This is a genomic window from Microbacterium sp. 4R-513 (assembly GCF_011046485.1).
Classification (GTDB): domain Bacteria; phylum Actinomycetota; class Actinomycetes; order Actinomycetales; family Microbacteriaceae; genus Microbacterium.
Genome location: NZ_CP049256.1, coordinates 1,140,839 through 1,154,335, shown reverse-complemented (window position 1 = coordinate 1,154,335; position 13,497 = coordinate 1,140,839). Strand labels below are relative to the sequence as shown.

The window sequence follows — 13,497 nt, the reverse complement described above, 5'->3', positions numbered from 1 at the left end:
GGGTGCCACCCGTGCGCTGTAGAGTCAACCCTGCGGGCGGCGCAGGGCTCATCTGCTAAGGCTGAGCCCCGCGTGCGTACGCCGGTACCCGATCCTCGCCGCTTCGGGTGTCGTCTCCGGGGGGAGTGAAGGGAGGGCGTATGACATTGCCGTCCAGTGCTCTGTCTTCACGAACATGGACGCGGCATCAGCCGCCCACACGTCAGCCGGTCACGCTTCCCCGTCCCGCCCTGCTCCAGCTTCTCGACGAGACGGTGGATGACTTCCCCCGTCACGGTCGTGACAGCGCCCAGTGGCTTCGGCAAGACGACCGTCGTCAGCAGCTGGGCCGAGCGCACTCCGCATCTGGTGGCGTGGCTCGCCCTCGGTCCGACCGAGGAGCACTCCGTCGACGATGCGATCGTCGCGGCCATCGAGTCGGTCGTGCCGCGTGAGCAGGTGGCCGTCGCCGATCCTTTCGGCCTCGTTCCGGTCGACGGCACTCCGGATTTGCACCACCGGCTCGAGGCCGCCCTGGCCGGCATGCTCGAGCCGTTCGTCCTCGTCGTGGACGATGCGCATCGCGCCGGCAAGAGCCTGGAATCCGGGCTGCTCGCGGGGCTCATCGAGCACACGCCCGCCGCGCTGCGGATCGTCCTGGTGGGGACGCCCTCGCTCGAGCTGCTGATACCCCGCTTCATCCTGAGCCATCCGGAGGCGGTCGTCGGTGCCGAGGCGCTCGCCTTCGACTCCGCCGAGGTCGAGGCGCTCGCGCTCGCGATGGAGAGCGCTGCCGACGCGGCCGCAATCCACGCCGACACGGGCGGCTGGCCCATCGCCGTCCGCCTCGCACTCCTCTCCCGTCGGACGCCCCGCGGTTCGGCGGCCTCCCGCGCGACGGGGCTCATGCATGAGTACGTTCGTGATGTCGTACTGTCGGGGCTCGATCCGGATCTCGCGAAGTTCGTGATCGAGGCATCCGTCTGCGACGAGCTCACCCCCGAGCTGGCCGCCGAACTCACGGAGCGGCCCGATGGCGGACGGACGCTGGAGCGGTGCCGTCGCCTGGGGCTCTTCCTCGATCGCACGGAAGGCCCCGACGGGCCCCTGTACCGCTGGCACTCGCTCTTCGCGCGCCATTGCCGCGAGCTGCTCGCCGAGGAGGCCCCCCAGCGGCTGGCCGCGCTGCGTGCCCGGGCCGGCGAACTCCTCGCGCTGACGCGACCCCTCGAAGCTGTCACGCACCTGCTGGCGCTGGGGGATGCGGCCGGAGCCGAGAGGGTCATCCTCGACTCGTGGGTGGCGCTCACCGTCCTCAATGGTGCGGCGGACCTCGACCGGGCGTGCCTGGCTCTTCCTCCGGAGCGCGTGGACTGCCCCGCGATCCAGCTGGTGCGCGCGTGCGCGCGCGACGCGATCGGCGAGCATCGGGGGGCTCGCGAGCTCTTCGATGTCGCGGAGGCTGCCGCCGGCGACGACGAGACGGAACAGCGCACGCTCGAGATCGCGCGGCTGTTCTTCGTCGACGCGAGGGAGCAGATCGGTCCGGCGCTCACCGCCGTCCGGGCGCGCATGCTCACCGTGGGCACGCAGACGGCGAAGGAGCACGCGGCGCTGACCTTCGTGGTCGGCTGGACCGAGCTGCGCTTCCGCGTGAGCACTGATCGGGTGATCGAGACGCTCGAGGCGGCGGTGCGCGAGGCCGGCGCGATCGGCGACCGAGCGCTCATCCGCCGTGCGCAGGAGGTGCTCATCTACGCCCTCGTCTGGGGAGGCCGCAACACCGCCGCGCGGGCGGTGCTGACGACGCTCGACGACGACGAAAGCGATGCCACGTCATGGGTCGCCTACGTCGGAGGCAGCGGCGCCGTCGCTGCGGGACTCCTGGCATATTGGGCGCACGATCTCGAGGGCGCGGAGCTCGAGCTTCGCCGCGTGCTCGTGTTCGGCCGGACCCGGAGCACTTTCGCCGACCTCGCCCGCATCTATCTCGCCGCCACGGCCGCAGCCACCGGCGACCCGAGGCAGTGCCGACGAGCGGCCCTCGAGCTGCAGTTCCTGCCCCGCGCCGAGGTGCAGGGGGTCGAGTGGGCGAAGTTCCGCCAGCTCGCCGTGGCGATCCTGGAAGACGCGATCGGCCACCGGGAGCGGGCCCTCGAGCTGGTGCGCGGTCTGGGCGAGAGCCTGCCGATGCCCGTGGTGGCCGTGCACGCGGCCGGGATCCTCCGCCGGGCGGGCTTGTACTCCGAGGCCCTCCAGGTGCTGCGCAACCTCAAGGGATTCGGCGGGGTCTCGTATGTCCGCGTCGCGACCTATGCGACCAACGCGCTCGCACACTGGGCGAACGGGCAGCTCGAAGCCGCCCACGAGCTGTGCGAGCACGCCCTCGATGTCGCCGAGGCCGAGCTCATCCGGTTCCCCTTCTGCGAGGACGACCCCGACATGCGGGAGCTGCTCGGCGCACATGTCGCGTGGGGCACGAACCACGAGGAGTTCCTCCTCTCCTGCCTGCGTCCGACCTCGGCGAGCTCGGCGCTCGCCTTGCTGTCGGAGCGCGAGCGTGATGTCTTCGAGCAGCTGCGGACGACGCTCACGACCGTCGAGATCGCCGAGCGCCTCGGTGTCTCGGTCAACACCGTCAAGACCCACCAGCGCTCGATCTACCGCAAGCTCGGTGTGACGTCGCGCCGGGAGGCGCTGCGCCGCTACACCTGAGCGGCGCGAGGCATCCATCGCCCGATCAGGTCTTGACCTTGCGGTCCTGACGCGGGATGAAGATCTGCTTGATGATGAGCAGGATCGAAGCCGTGACCGGGATCGCGACAAGGGCGCCAAGGAGGCCCAGGAGCGTGCCGCCGACGAGAGCGCCGATCACGACGAGGGCTCCCGGCACCGACACCGTCTTGTTCATGACCCGCGGGGTGAGGACATATGCCTCGACCTGAATGTAGATCAGGTAGACGATCGCGAAGATCAGCGCGGCGACCGGATCCGAGAAGAGGGCGACGACGGTCGCGAACACCCAGTAGCAGACCGACCCGATGAGCGGGATCAGCGTGATGCAGAACGCGGCCACGGCCATGAGGAACGGGAACGGCAGACCGAGCACGAGGTGCAGGATGAGGCCGACGACCGAGTTGAAGAACGCGAGTATCACCATGCCGGTGAGGTAGCCGCCGATGGAGTCCGTGATCTGGTTGGTGAGGCTCGTGACCGTCGGGCGGCTGTGTGCCGGGGTGAGCTGAGCGAACGCGACCTTCATCGCCGGCAGCCCCGCGAGGAAGTACAGGCTCAGCACGAGGATGATGAGCAGCCCCGAGATCGCGAGGCCGATGTTGACGCCGACCTTGACGATCCCGCCGCCGATCGCCGCGAGGTTCGACGGATTGGTGAAGAACGCCTGAACCTGCTTCAGCATCGTCCCGGCCTGGCTGCCGAACGTGTCCTGCAGCCACTTGTAGAAGTCCGACTTCTGGAACTCCGCGACGAGCGACGGGATGTTCTTGATCAGCTCCTGACCCTGCGAGAACAACGCCGGGATGAGGAACCAGAGCACCAGCACGAGAAGGATCCCGAACGTGCCGTAGACGATGACGATGCCCCACGGACGCGACACGTTGCGGCGCTCGAGCCGCTTGACGACAGGGTCGAGCGCGAGGGCGACGAACAGGGCCATCACGATGTAGATCACGATCGTCGAGAGGTTGACGAAGGCGACTCCCAGCGCGATGGCCGCAAGTGCGCCGATCGTGAGGACGAGCCCGGTCGCGAACGGGTGGCCGACGTTCGTCCACACCTCGCGCTGCGGCCTGTCGACGATGACGGCGGGAATGAGCTCGTTCACGCTCGCATCGGCGGCGTCCGTGCCGGCCGCCGGAGCGGCGTCCGTGCCGGCCGCCGGGTCGGCGGAGAGTGGGCGGGCACCCTCGATGGCTTCGGTCATGGCCACACTCTAGGCCTTACCCCCTCGCGATAGGGTCGAGGAACGAGGAGGAACCACCCATGACAGGCGAGGACCCGACGCTGACTCTCCAGCGTCTGCGAGGAAGCATCGACAACATCGACGCGGCGCTCGTCTTCATGCTGGCCGAGCGCTTCCGCTGCACCAAGCAGGTCGGCGAGCTCAAGGCCGAGCACGGGATGCCGGCTTCCGATCCGGCCCGCGAGGAGCAGCAGATCGCGCGCCTCCGCTCGCTCTCGCACGAGGCCGAACTCGATCCCGAGTTCGCCGAGAAGTGGTTCAACTTCGTCGTCGCCGAGGTCATCCGGCACCACACCGCGGCCGCCGACGGCCGCTGACCCGATGGAAGGTCCGATCGCCTTCGTCCTGGGTGGGGGAGGCGTGCGGGGCGCGGTGGAGATCGGGATGATCCGCGGGCTCTTCGAGTCGGGCGTGCACCCGGACCTCGTTGTCGGGACGTCGATCGGCGCGATCAACGGCGCACTCGTGGCGAAGGATCCGACGCTGGGCGTCATCGACACGCTCCTGCACGCGTGGACGTCGCCCGAGGCGAGCGCCGTCTACGGCGACTCGCTCATGAGCCAGCTGGGCCGGCTCGTGAAGACCAAGACGCACCTCAACTCCCCGCTTCCGCTCCGCGTGCTCCTCGAGCACAGCCTCGGCGCCTCGACGCGGTTCGAAGACCTCGCGGTCCCGCTGCAGGTGGTCGCGGCGAGCATCGAGCGGGCCGCCGAGCACGTCTTCGACTCGGGCCCGCTCATCGACGCGATCCTCGCCTCGGCATCCGTCCCGGGCCTGCTCCCACCCACGGCGATCGACGGCGAGCACTACATGGACGGCGGGATCGTCAACTCGATCCCGATCGAGCAGGCCGTAGCGGCCGGTGCGCGGACGATCTTCGTGCTGCAGGTCGGCCGCGTCGAGACGCCGCTCGTCGTGCCGCGTTCGGCGGTCGACACGGCGCGGGTCGCCTTCGAGATCGCGCGCCGTCACCGCTTCGCGCGAGACCTCGCAACGCTTCCCGAGGGCGTCGACCTCTTCGTGCTGCCGAGTGGCGGACCCATCGAGGGCGACGACTCGCTGCGTGCGTACCGCCGTCTCGACACCCTCGAGCAGCGGATCGAGCGCGCGTACGAGGCGACGAGGGACTTTCTCTTCGCACGCGGGATGCCTCCGCTCGGCGCGGACGGCAGCGCCCAGCCACGCGGAGCCGACGAGGCGGGGGAAGCGCAGGGCGGCGGAGCCGAGGCATCCGTCGACGGAAGGGCGCCCGAATGAGGCTGCCTCCCAAGTGGGTGCGCCGCGTGATCCTCGCCCCTCTCGTCATCGTCGTGGCGCTGCTGCTCGTCGTCACGATCCCGCTCTGGCTGCTCGGCGCGATCGGCCTGACGTCGCTCGTCCCCGGCCGCTTCCGGCTGCCGCGCGTGCTCTGGCTCGTGACGGTGTACCTGCTGTGGGACTCGGCGCTCCTCGTTGTGATGTTCGCCCTCTGGATCGCGTCCGGGTTCGGCTGGAAGCTCGACACCCCCGCCTTTCGCGCAGCGCACTACCGCATCGGCGCCCGCGGGCTCGAGATCCTCTTCGACGTGTTCGGGTCGGTGCTGCGGCTCGCGATCGTCACGTCCGGCAGCGATGCGGAAGAGACGGATGCCGCGACCGCCGCCTTCGATGCGCTCTTCGCCCCCGGCACTCCGCTCGTCGTGGCGAGCAGGCATGCGGGGCCGGGCGACTCGTTCATCCTCATCCACACGCTGCTCAACGAGGTCGACCGGCGTCCGCGCATCGTGCTCAAGTACACGATGCAGTGGGACCCCGCGATCGACGTGCTCCTCAACCGCATCCCCACCCGGTTCATCGTCCCGTCAGGCTTCGGAGGGAAGACGCACGGCGGCGGGCACAGTGTAGAAGAGAGTCTCCGCGACCTCGCGACGGACCTCGGGCCGGACGACGCCTTCGTGATCTTCCCGGAGGGTGGCAACATGACGTCGACCCGCCGGCGCAGCCGCATCGACCGGCTCCGCGACGCCGGGCGCACAGCTCTCGCCGACCGCGCCGAGGCCATGACCCACGTCATGCCTCCCCAGCCGGGCGGCATGTACGCGGCGCTCGAGGCATCCGTCGACGCCGACGTCGTGTTCATCGCACACACGGGTCTTGACCGCCTCGTGACGATGGCGGACATCTGGCGCGATCTGCCGATGGACAAGCGCATCACGATGCGCGCCTGGCGCGTGCCCCGGGCCGAGATCCCGGCGGAGCGCGACGCCCAGGCCGAGTGGCTCTTCGCGTGGTTCGAGCGCATCGACGGCTGGATCGCCGCGCAGACACCTATCGACGAGAAGGCCGGACCCCCGCCTCTCGCGTGACCCGTCAGGGACGGGGCTTGGGGCGGACGATCCGCCCCGGCGCGGTGTCGGTCGTGCGCGACGGCACGGGCCATGTCTGACCGGGGCGCGATGCGCCGGGTGCCGGAGCGCGCATGGGCTGAGGAGCTCCGGATGCCTCGGCTCCGCCAGCCCCGGGAGCCGCGGTGGGCTGGGGAGCCGGAGGTGTGGCGGGAGCCGCGCCGGCGGCGGAGCCTGCGCCGGCCGACCCCACGGCGGGCGAGCGAACCGGGACCGGCTCGGCGGGCGGGGACGCGGCATCCGTCGTCCGAGCGGAGGACGATGCGGCCGAGGGGCCGGCCGTCAGCTCGTGGCCGACCTGCTTCTCGAGCACGACGATGGCCTCGTCTGAGAGCGAGATGAGCCCGTCGAGCTCTTCGCGGACGCGCTTGTAGGCGAGTTGCCGCTCTGCCGGCGTCGCCGCCTGGTCGATCGCGACGGTGAGGAGCTGCTTCGCGGTGTCGAGCCGCTTGCGCTCGACGTCGGTGAAACCGGAGTCCTTGATGCGCCGCGCGTCGCGCTCAGCGACGTCGAACGCCACCTCGTAGTCGGTGACGGCGTCCCGGTACTCCGTGAACTGGGCCTTGGTCAGCCGCGTCTTCGCGGTCGGGGGGCGTAGCCCGTCGGCGACCTTCTTGGCGCGGAGGAACGCCGCCGTGAGGGGCTGCCGTCCGTCGCTCATCGCCGGGAAGGCGATGAGCTTCGAGACGTCCAGCTCGTACTCGAGCCAACGGGCGGTCACGGCGTCATGAGCGGCGAACAGGCGCTCGAGCTGGCTCGCCGCCGCCGACGCGTGGCCGTGCGCGGTGGGCGCCGGTTGCGCGTCGGGCAGCTGCTGCGCCACCGAGCCGGTGACGGGGTAGGCGATGCGGCCGCGAGCCGCCGCCTGCGCGGCCTTCAGCTCGGCCTTCGCGTGCAGCACTTCGAGCCGCCGCCGATGCCGGCGGCGCGCACCACGTTCCCAGGCGCTTCCGAGAGAGGCCAACACGCCGAAAAGCGGGAAGATCAGCCACCAGAAGCCGCCGATGAACTGGAAGATCGGCTCCACCCTGTCATGCTAACGGCGCAGCGGCGTCCGCGTCCGGAGAGTCAGACGACGGTCAGGAAGCGGAGCGCTGGGAACCCCGAGCGGGCACCGGCCAGACCGGCTGACGGGAGTCTCGCGCCGGTGGCGGTGGGGTGCGCTGCGGCGGGGGCGGGGCATCCGTCCTCTGCGAGGAGGCAGCCGAAGGCGCCTTGGCCGTTCGCGGGGCAGTCATGTCGTTGAGGCGCTGCGCCATCGCCACGATCGACGGGGCGTTGTCGCTCGCCCACGCGATCGCTGCGCTCGAGCGGTCGATGAACTGCTGGGCGGCCGCCGCCCAGACGACGGCCGGTTCCGGCCGAGGCTCGGGCGCGACCATCCCGGCGGCTCGCGCCTCCTGCCACGCCAGGCGCTCGGCGGCCTCGAAGGTGCGCGCGAGCTCGTCGACGGCATTGCGGTAGGCGACGTACTGCACCGGGGTCATCCGCGTCTGCGATGACGGCGGCCGGAGGCGCTGCGCCTCAGCGCGGGCCGTCAGGTAGGCGGCGGTCGCAGGCACACGGCCGTCGCTCATGCCAGGGAACACGATCCGGCGGGCGGGGTCGGTCTCGTACGCGAGCCAGCGCTGCGTGATGTCGTCGTGCGCCGCCATCACGCGGGCGAGAGGCCGGTGCTCGGGGTCGGTCGTCGCGGCGAGCCCCGCGCGGGCGGCGCTGACGCGCACCCGCCGCATCCGAACTTCGGTCGCGGCCGCCCGCACTTCTCGCTGCGCGACGGCGAGGCGCCGACGCGCGGCTGCGACGTCCGAGCCTGAGGCTCGCGCCGCGGCCCGCTCCGCCTGCACGTGCTCGAGTTCTGCGCGGGCGAGCTTCAGCGCGCCGCGTGTCGACCACGCGTGCGCGCGAGCGTCGTGCAGTTCGAGTCGCGCGGCGTCGTACTCCAGCCGACGCGCGTCGATGGTGCGCTGATGGCGCATTCCGAGCATCGCAATCACCCCCGCCCCGGTCGTGACCGGCACGATCCACCACAGCTCGGCGATCATCGCCCACAGCGGATCCACGCCGCCATGCTAGCCCGGGCACGGCCCCGACGGCTGGGGATCAGCCGAATCCCTTGGGCGGGAGGCATCGCCTCCGCGGGGGGTTCGCGCTCAGCCGAAGAGCAGAGCGAGGACCGTCGCGCCGCCGCCGACGATGATGAGACTCACGATGACGATCCACGCCGTCACCTTGACGCGGCGCTGTCGCGCGCCGTTGAAGTCGGCGTACTCGTCGTCGTGGGACATGCGTTCAGTTTAGGCGTGGGACCCGCGCGTGCCGGCAGGCTCGGCGACCGTCGGCCCGAAGAACGCCGGAAGCGTCGCACTCGACAGGTCGCGCAGCTCGGCGAGCGGCAGCGTGAAGAGGCCCTGCACCTCGAGGACCGCGCCCTCGGCGGCGGGCGCGTCGGTCACGCCGATGCGGAGCACCGGGTAGCCGCGTCCTTCGCAGAGCCCGCGGAACTTCACGTCGTCCTCGCGCGGCACGCTGACGATGACACGGCCGGTCGACTCCGAGAAGAGGGCGGTCGCGGCATCCACCCCGTCGCGCTCCATGATCTCGGTGAGCCACACGCGTGCGCCGACACCGAAGCGCATGACGCCCTCGGCGAGGGCCTGCGCCAGACCGCCGGAGGAGAGGTCGTGCGCGCTCGAGACGAGGGACTGCAGGGATGCCGCGTGCAGCAGCTCTGCGAGCCGCTTCTCGTGACCGAGGTCGACCGCGGGCGGCCGTCCGCCGAGGTGGCCGTGCACCGTGCCGGCCCACGCCGATCCGCTGAGCTCGGTGGCGGTGACGCCGAGGAGGTAGATGTTCTCCCCTTCGTCCTGCCACCCCGAGGGGATGCGACGGGCGACGTCGTCGATGATGCCGAGCACGCCCACGACCGGAGTCGGGAAGATCGGCACGTCGCCGGTCTGGTTGTAGAAGCTGACGTTGCCGCCCGTGACGGGGATGCCGAGCTCGAGGCATCCGTCGGCGAGGCCGTCGACCGCCTGCGAGAACTGCCACATGACCTCGGGGTTCTCGGGCGAGCCGAAGTTGAGGCAGTCGGTGACGGCGGTCGGGATGGCGCCGGTGACGGCGACGTTGCGGTACGCCTCGGCGAGGGCGAGCTTGGCCCCCTGGTAGGGGTCGAGCTGGCAGAAGCGGCCGTTGCAGTCGGTGGCGATCGCGAAGCCGAGGCCGGAGTGCTCGTCGACGCGCACCATGCCGGCGTCGTCCGGGAACGACAGGGCGGTGTTGCCCATGACGTAGCGGTCGTACTGGTTCGTGACCCAGTCGGTGTCGGCGAGGTTCGGGCTCGCCACGAGCTGCGCGAACTGCGAGCGGAGTGTCTCGGGGTCGTTCGACCGGGGCAGGGCGGATGCGGAGTCGTCGCGGAGGGCGTCGATCCACGCCGGATAGGCGACGGGCCGCTCGTACACGGGGCCGTCCACAGCGACCGTCGAGGGGTCGACGTCGACGATCTGCTCGCCGTGCCAGAAGATCTGCAGGCGTCCGTCGCCCGTGACCTCGCCGAGCACGGAGGTCTCGACATCCCACTTCTTCGTCACGGCGAGGAAGGCGTCGAGCTTCTCGGGCGCCACGATCGCCATCATGCGCTCCTGGCTCTCGCTCATGAGGATCTCCTCGGGCGTGAGCGACGGGTCGCGCAGCAGCACCTTCTCGAGGTCGACGCGCATGCCCGAGCCGCCGTTGGCCGCGAGCTCGCTCGTCGCGCACGAGATGCCGGCGGCGCCGAGATCCTGGATCGCCTCGACGAGCTCGCCCTTGTAGAGCTCGAGGCAGCACTCGATGAGCACCTTCTCGGCGAAGGGGTCGCCGACCTGCACGGCCGGCCGCTTGGTCGGACCGCCCTCCGAGAACGTGTCGGACGCGAGGATGGATGCCCCGCCGATGCCGTCGCCGCCGGTGCGGGCTCCGAAGAGCACGACCTGGTTGCCAGCGCCCGACGCGTTGGCGAGCTTGAGGTCTTCGTGGCGAAGGACGCCGACGGCGAGCGCGTTGACGAGAGGGTTGCCCTGGTAGACCGAGTCGAAGACGGTCTCGCCGCCGATGTTGGGCAGGCCGAGACAGTTGCCGTAGAACGAGATGCCGCTGACGACGCCGTGGACGACGCGCGCAGTGTCGGGGTCGTCGATCGCGCCGAAGCGCAGCTGGTCCATGACGGCGACGGGGCGGGCACCCATCGAGATGATGTCGCGCACGATTCCGCCGACGCCGGTCGCGGCGCCCTGGAACGGCTCGATGTAGCTCGGGTGGTTGTGGCTCTCGACCTTGAAGGTGACGGCCCAGCCCTCGCCGATGTCGACGACGCCGGCGTTCTGGCCCATGCCGACCATGAGCCGGGTCTTCATCTCGTCCGAGACCTTCTCGCCGAACTTGCGGAGGTAGATCTTCGACGACTTGTAGGAGCAGTGCTCCGACCACATGACCGAGTACATCGCCAGCTCGCCCGACGTGGGACGGCGGCCGAGGATGCTCTTGATCTGCTGGTACTCGTCGTCCTTCAGCCCCAGAGCGCCGTACGGCTGCTCCTTCTCGGGCGTCGCCTCGGCGTTCGAGACGGTGTCGGCGACAGGACGGACGGATGCCTCGGCCGATGCCGAAGAAGCGGGGGTGGTCACGCGGCTGAACTCCTGGATCGAGGGTGCCGGACGGCATCCATCCTACTTGGGGTCTTGACCCCGCCGATCGGCGGCGCTAACGTACAACCAAATGGTTGTACATATGGAGCTCGAAGACGATGAGATCGACCGGATCTTCCACGCGCTCGCCGCGGCGACGCGCCGCGACATCCTTCGCCGCACGATCGAGCGCGAGCAGTCGGTGTCGATGCTCGCGCGCGACTACGACATGTCGTTCGCCGCGGTGCAGAAGCACGTCGCGGTGCTCGAAGCGGCCGGTCTCATCGTCAAGCGCGCCGAGGGTCGCGAGCGGCTCGTGCGGGCGGACCCGGCCGTGATCGCCCGCGCCCGCCAGCTGCTCGACCGCTTCGAGACCATGTGGCGCGCCCGCGTCGATCGCCTCGACGCCCTGCTGGCCGAAGACGAATCCCCAGAGAACACCTCGAACAACACCTCGAATGAAGGAGAGTGACATGCCCGTCACCGACGTCACCACCGATGCCGAAGCCCTCACCATGACGCTCACGGCCGAGTTCGCCGCTCCGGTCGAGCGGCTCTGGGAGGCCTTCACCGAGCCGCGTCAGCTCGAGCGGTTCTGGGGCCCTCCCGGCTACCCCGCCACCTTCACCGAGTTCGACCTCTCCGCCGGAGGCCGCGCGAGGTATCACATGACGGGCCCGAAGGGCGAGCAGTTCGACGGGGTGTGGGAGTTCCTCGAGATCGACGGGCCTCGCACGTTCACCGCACTCGACTCGTTCGCGAATGAGGACGGCGAGGTCGTGGCCGACATGCCCACCTCGCGCATGGTGTTCACGTTCGCGCCGACCGCCACCGGATCGCGGCTGGTCAACACGACGCACTTCGACTCGGCAGAGGCCCTGGAGAAGGTCGTCGAGATGGGCGCCGTCGAAGGCTCGACGCTGGCGATGAACCAGCTCGACCGCGTGCTCGAGGGCCTGCGCGCCTACGCCGCCGGCAAGGGGACGCAGACCGAGATCCTCGACGACACGCACGTGCGGATCACGCGGCTCGTCGAAGGTCCGCGCGACCTGGTGTGGCGCGCGCACCAGGAGCCGGAGCTCATGAAGCAATGGCTGCTCGGCCCGGACGGCTGGCGCATGTCGGTGTGCGAGATCGACCCCTCGGTCGGCGGCCGGTACCGCTACGCGTGGGAGCCGGTCGACGGTGGGCCCGGCGAGGCGTTCGGGTTCGACGGCGAGACGCTCCTGTCCGAGGCGCCGCGCCGCGCCGTCACGACGGAGCACATGACCGGCACCGACTACCCCTCGACGCTCAACGACCTGAGCCTCGAGGAGGAGGACGGCGCGACGCTCATCACGCTCGTCATCGAGTATCCCGACCGCCAGACGCGCGACATGGTGCTCGCGACCGGCATGACCGAGGGCATGGAGGCGAGCTACGGCCGCCTCGAGGGGGTTCTCGAGCGCGTCGGCTGACGCACCGCGGAGGGGAGGGGATGCCTCGGGGTCGAGGCATCCCCTCCCCTTAGGCTGACCGCATGGACTTCTCGCTCGAGCTCACGCCCGACCTGATCGCCGTCTTCTTCACTCTCTTCGTCCTCGAGATCGTCCTGGGCGTCGACAACGTCATCTTCATCTCGATCCTCGCCTCGAAGCTGCCCAAGGAGCAGCAGGCCCGGGCGCGCAACCTCGGCCTCACGCTCGCGATGCTCATCCGGGTGCTGCTCGTGTTCGCGGCGGGGTGGATCATCACCCTGACCGAGCCCGTCGTCACTCTGTGGGGCATCGACTTCTCGTGGAAGGACTTCATCCTCATCGCGGGCGGTCTCTTCCTCGTCTACAAGGCCGTCACCGAGATCCACCACAAGCTCGAGGGGGCCGCGGAGGAGCACGGAGCCTCAGGCGGCAGAAGCGTCACCTTCGGCGCGGTGATCGCGCAGATCCTCCTCCTCGACATCGTGTTCTCGCTCGACTCCGTCATCACGGCGGTGGGCATGACGTCGAACATGATCGTGATCATCACGGTCGTCGTGCTCTCGTTCGGCATCATGCTCTTCGCGTCGCGCTTCATCTTCGCGTTCGTGAACAAGCATCCGACGGTCAAGATGCTCGCACTGTCGTTCCTGCTGCTGATCGGCGTCTTCCTGATCGCCGAGGGCTTCCACTTAAAGATCGACAAGGCCTTCATCTACGGGCCGATGGTGTTTGCAATCTTCGTCGAGGCCCTCAACCTCACCTACTCCGCGCGCAAGGCCAAGCGCGAGCAGCGCACGCGCACGCCCGTGCAGCTGCGCCCGCAGTACCCCGACGTCGACGAGTCCGTCGCGGTCACCGCGGCCCTGTCCGCCGAGCCGGGCGCGGGCGCGGTCGGCCTCTCGCGCAAGCCCGTCCAGGGCGACGGCTCGACCCTCGAGCGCGGCGGCCTGGGCTGACGCGTCGCCTTCGACCGACCCGTCCCGGCGCGCTCGGCGCCACGAGTCGCCGCTCTCATCGACAGGTCG

At 70.0% G+C, this 13,497-nt stretch carries 12 protein-coding genes; 7 read left to right on the top strand and 5 right to left on the bottom strand.

The genetic code is table 11. The features are described from left to right. Window positions 1–258: 258 nt before the first annotated feature. Window positions 259–2,694 (top strand): LuxR C-terminal-related transcriptional regulator, encoded by a 2,436-nt coding sequence (locus G5T42_RS04955; RefSeq protein WP_165126263.1) that lies wholly within the window; start codon window positions 259–261, stop codon window positions 2,692–2,694. Window positions 2,695–2,719: 25 nt separating this feature from the next. Here G5T42_RS04955 and G5T42_RS04950 read toward each other — a convergent pair whose 3' ends face one another. Further along, the gene (locus tag G5T42_RS04950) at window positions 2,720–3,922 is read right to left on the bottom strand and encodes an AI-2E family transporter (RefSeq protein WP_165126260.1); all 1,203 of its coding nucleotides are present in this window, start codon (window positions 3,920–3,922) and stop codon (window positions 2,720–2,722) included. Between the two features lie 59 nt (window positions 3,923–3,981). Between G5T42_RS04950 and G5T42_RS04945 the strand changes: the two genes are divergently transcribed. From G5T42_RS04945 to G5T42_RS04935, 3 genes are read left to right on the top strand one after another with little or no spacing between them, the layout of a single operon-like run. Further along, window positions 3,982–4,278, top strand: coding sequence for a chorismate mutase (locus tag G5T42_RS04945; RefSeq protein WP_165126257.1), 297 nt, complete (start codon window positions 3,982–3,984; stop codon window positions 4,276–4,278). A 4-nt stretch (window positions 4,279–4,282) separates the two neighbouring features. Continuing rightward, a complete protein-coding gene (locus G5T42_RS04940; RefSeq protein WP_165126254.1) occupies window positions 4,283–5,218 on the top strand; it encodes a patatin-like phospholipase family protein in 936 nt (311 codons plus the stop codon). Then, window positions 5,215–6,306: a 1-acyl-sn-glycerol-3-phosphate acyltransferase gene (locus tag G5T42_RS04935; RefSeq protein ID WP_165126251.1), complete on the top strand. Its 1,092-nt coding sequence runs from the start codon at window positions 5,215–5,217 to the stop codon at window positions 6,304–6,306. The genes G5T42_RS04940 and G5T42_RS04935 overlap by 4 nt, the downstream gene beginning before the upstream one ends. 4 nt (window positions 6,307–6,310) lie before the next feature. Here the strand turns inward: G5T42_RS04935 and G5T42_RS04930 are convergent, their stop codons facing one another. The 4 genes from G5T42_RS04930 to purL all read right to left on the bottom strand — a co-directional run bounded on the left by G5T42_RS04930 (window position 6,311) and on the right by purL (window position 11,015). Then, on the bottom strand, window positions 6,311–7,372 hold the full coding sequence (locus G5T42_RS04930; protein WP_165126248.1) for a hypothetical protein: 1,062 nt from the start codon (window positions 7,370–7,372) through the stop codon (window positions 6,311–6,313). Window positions 7,373–7,424: 52 nt separating this feature from the next. Further along, complete coding sequence (locus G5T42_RS04925; protein ID WP_165126245.1) at window positions 7,425–8,408, bottom strand: hypothetical protein; 984 nt, start codon at window positions 8,406–8,408, stop codon at window positions 7,425–7,427. A 90-nt stretch (window positions 8,409–8,498) separates the two neighbouring features. Further along, a complete protein-coding gene (locus tag G5T42_RS17870) occupies window positions 8,499–8,633 on the bottom strand; it encodes a hypothetical protein (protein ID WP_277601768.1) in 135 nt (44 codons plus the stop codon). Between the two features lie 9 nt (window positions 8,634–8,642). Further along, the gene (gene purL, locus G5T42_RS04920) at window positions 8,643–11,015 is read right to left on the bottom strand and encodes a phosphoribosylformylglycinamidine synthase subunit PurL (RefSeq protein ID WP_165126242.1); all 2,373 of its coding nucleotides are present in this window, start codon (window positions 11,013–11,015) and stop codon (window positions 8,643–8,645) included. Window positions 11,016–11,106: 91 nt separating this feature from the next. Between purL and G5T42_RS04915 the strand changes: the two genes are divergently transcribed. From G5T42_RS04915 to G5T42_RS04905, 3 genes are all read left to right on the top strand, one after another. Further along, on the top strand, window positions 11,107–11,487 hold the full coding sequence (locus tag G5T42_RS04915) for a helix-turn-helix domain-containing protein (protein WP_165126239.1): 381 nt from the start codon (window positions 11,107–11,109) through the stop codon (window positions 11,485–11,487). 1 nt (window position 11,488) lies between these two features. After that, entirely contained in the window at window positions 11,489–12,472 is a 984-nt protein-coding gene (locus G5T42_RS04910; protein ID WP_165126236.1) for an SRPBCC family protein, read from the top strand. A 62-nt stretch (window positions 12,473–12,534) separates the two neighbouring features. After that, window positions 12,535–13,428 carry a TerC family protein gene (locus G5T42_RS04905; protein ID WP_165126233.1) on the top strand — a complete coding sequence of 298 codons (894 nt, stop codon included), beginning with the start codon at window positions 12,535–12,537 and terminating at the stop codon, window positions 13,426–13,428. The last annotated feature ends 69 nt before the right edge of the window (window positions 13,429–13,497 follow it).

Bases quoted from the DNA above. Each gene is read 5' to 3' on its own strand.
- G5T42_RS04945 (WP_165126257.1), top strand. From the start codon at position 3,982: ATGACAGGCGAGGACCCGACGCTGACTCTCCAGCGTCTGCGAGGAAGC.
- G5T42_RS04955 (WP_165126263.1), top strand. From the start codon at position 259: ATGACTTCCCCCGTCACGGTCGTGACAGCGCCCAGTGGCTTCGGCAAG.
- G5T42_RS04950 (WP_165126260.1), bottom strand. From the start codon at position 3,922: ATGACCGAAGCCATCGAGGGTGCCCGCCCACTCTCCGCCGACCCGGCG.
- G5T42_RS04935 (WP_165126251.1), top strand. From the start codon at position 5,215: ATGAGGCTGCCTCCCAAGTGGGTGCGCCGCGTGATCCTCGCCCCTCTC.
- G5T42_RS04910 (WP_165126236.1), top strand. From the start codon at position 11,489: ATGCCCGTCACCGACGTCACCACCGATGCCGAAGCCCTCACCATGACG.
- G5T42_RS17870 (WP_277601768.1), bottom strand. From the start codon at position 8,633: ATGTCCCACGACGACGAGTACGCCGACTTCAACGGCGCGCGACAGCGC.
- G5T42_RS04905 (WP_165126233.1), top strand. From the start codon at position 12,535: ATGGACTTCTCGCTCGAGCTCACGCCCGACCTGATCGCCGTCTTCTTC.
- G5T42_RS04940 (WP_165126254.1), top strand. From the start codon at position 4,283: ATGGAAGGTCCGATCGCCTTCGTCCTGGGTGGGGGAGGCGTGCGGGGC.
- G5T42_RS04915 (WP_165126239.1), top strand. From the start codon at position 11,107: ATGGTTGTACATATGGAGCTCGAAGACGATGAGATCGACCGGATCTTC.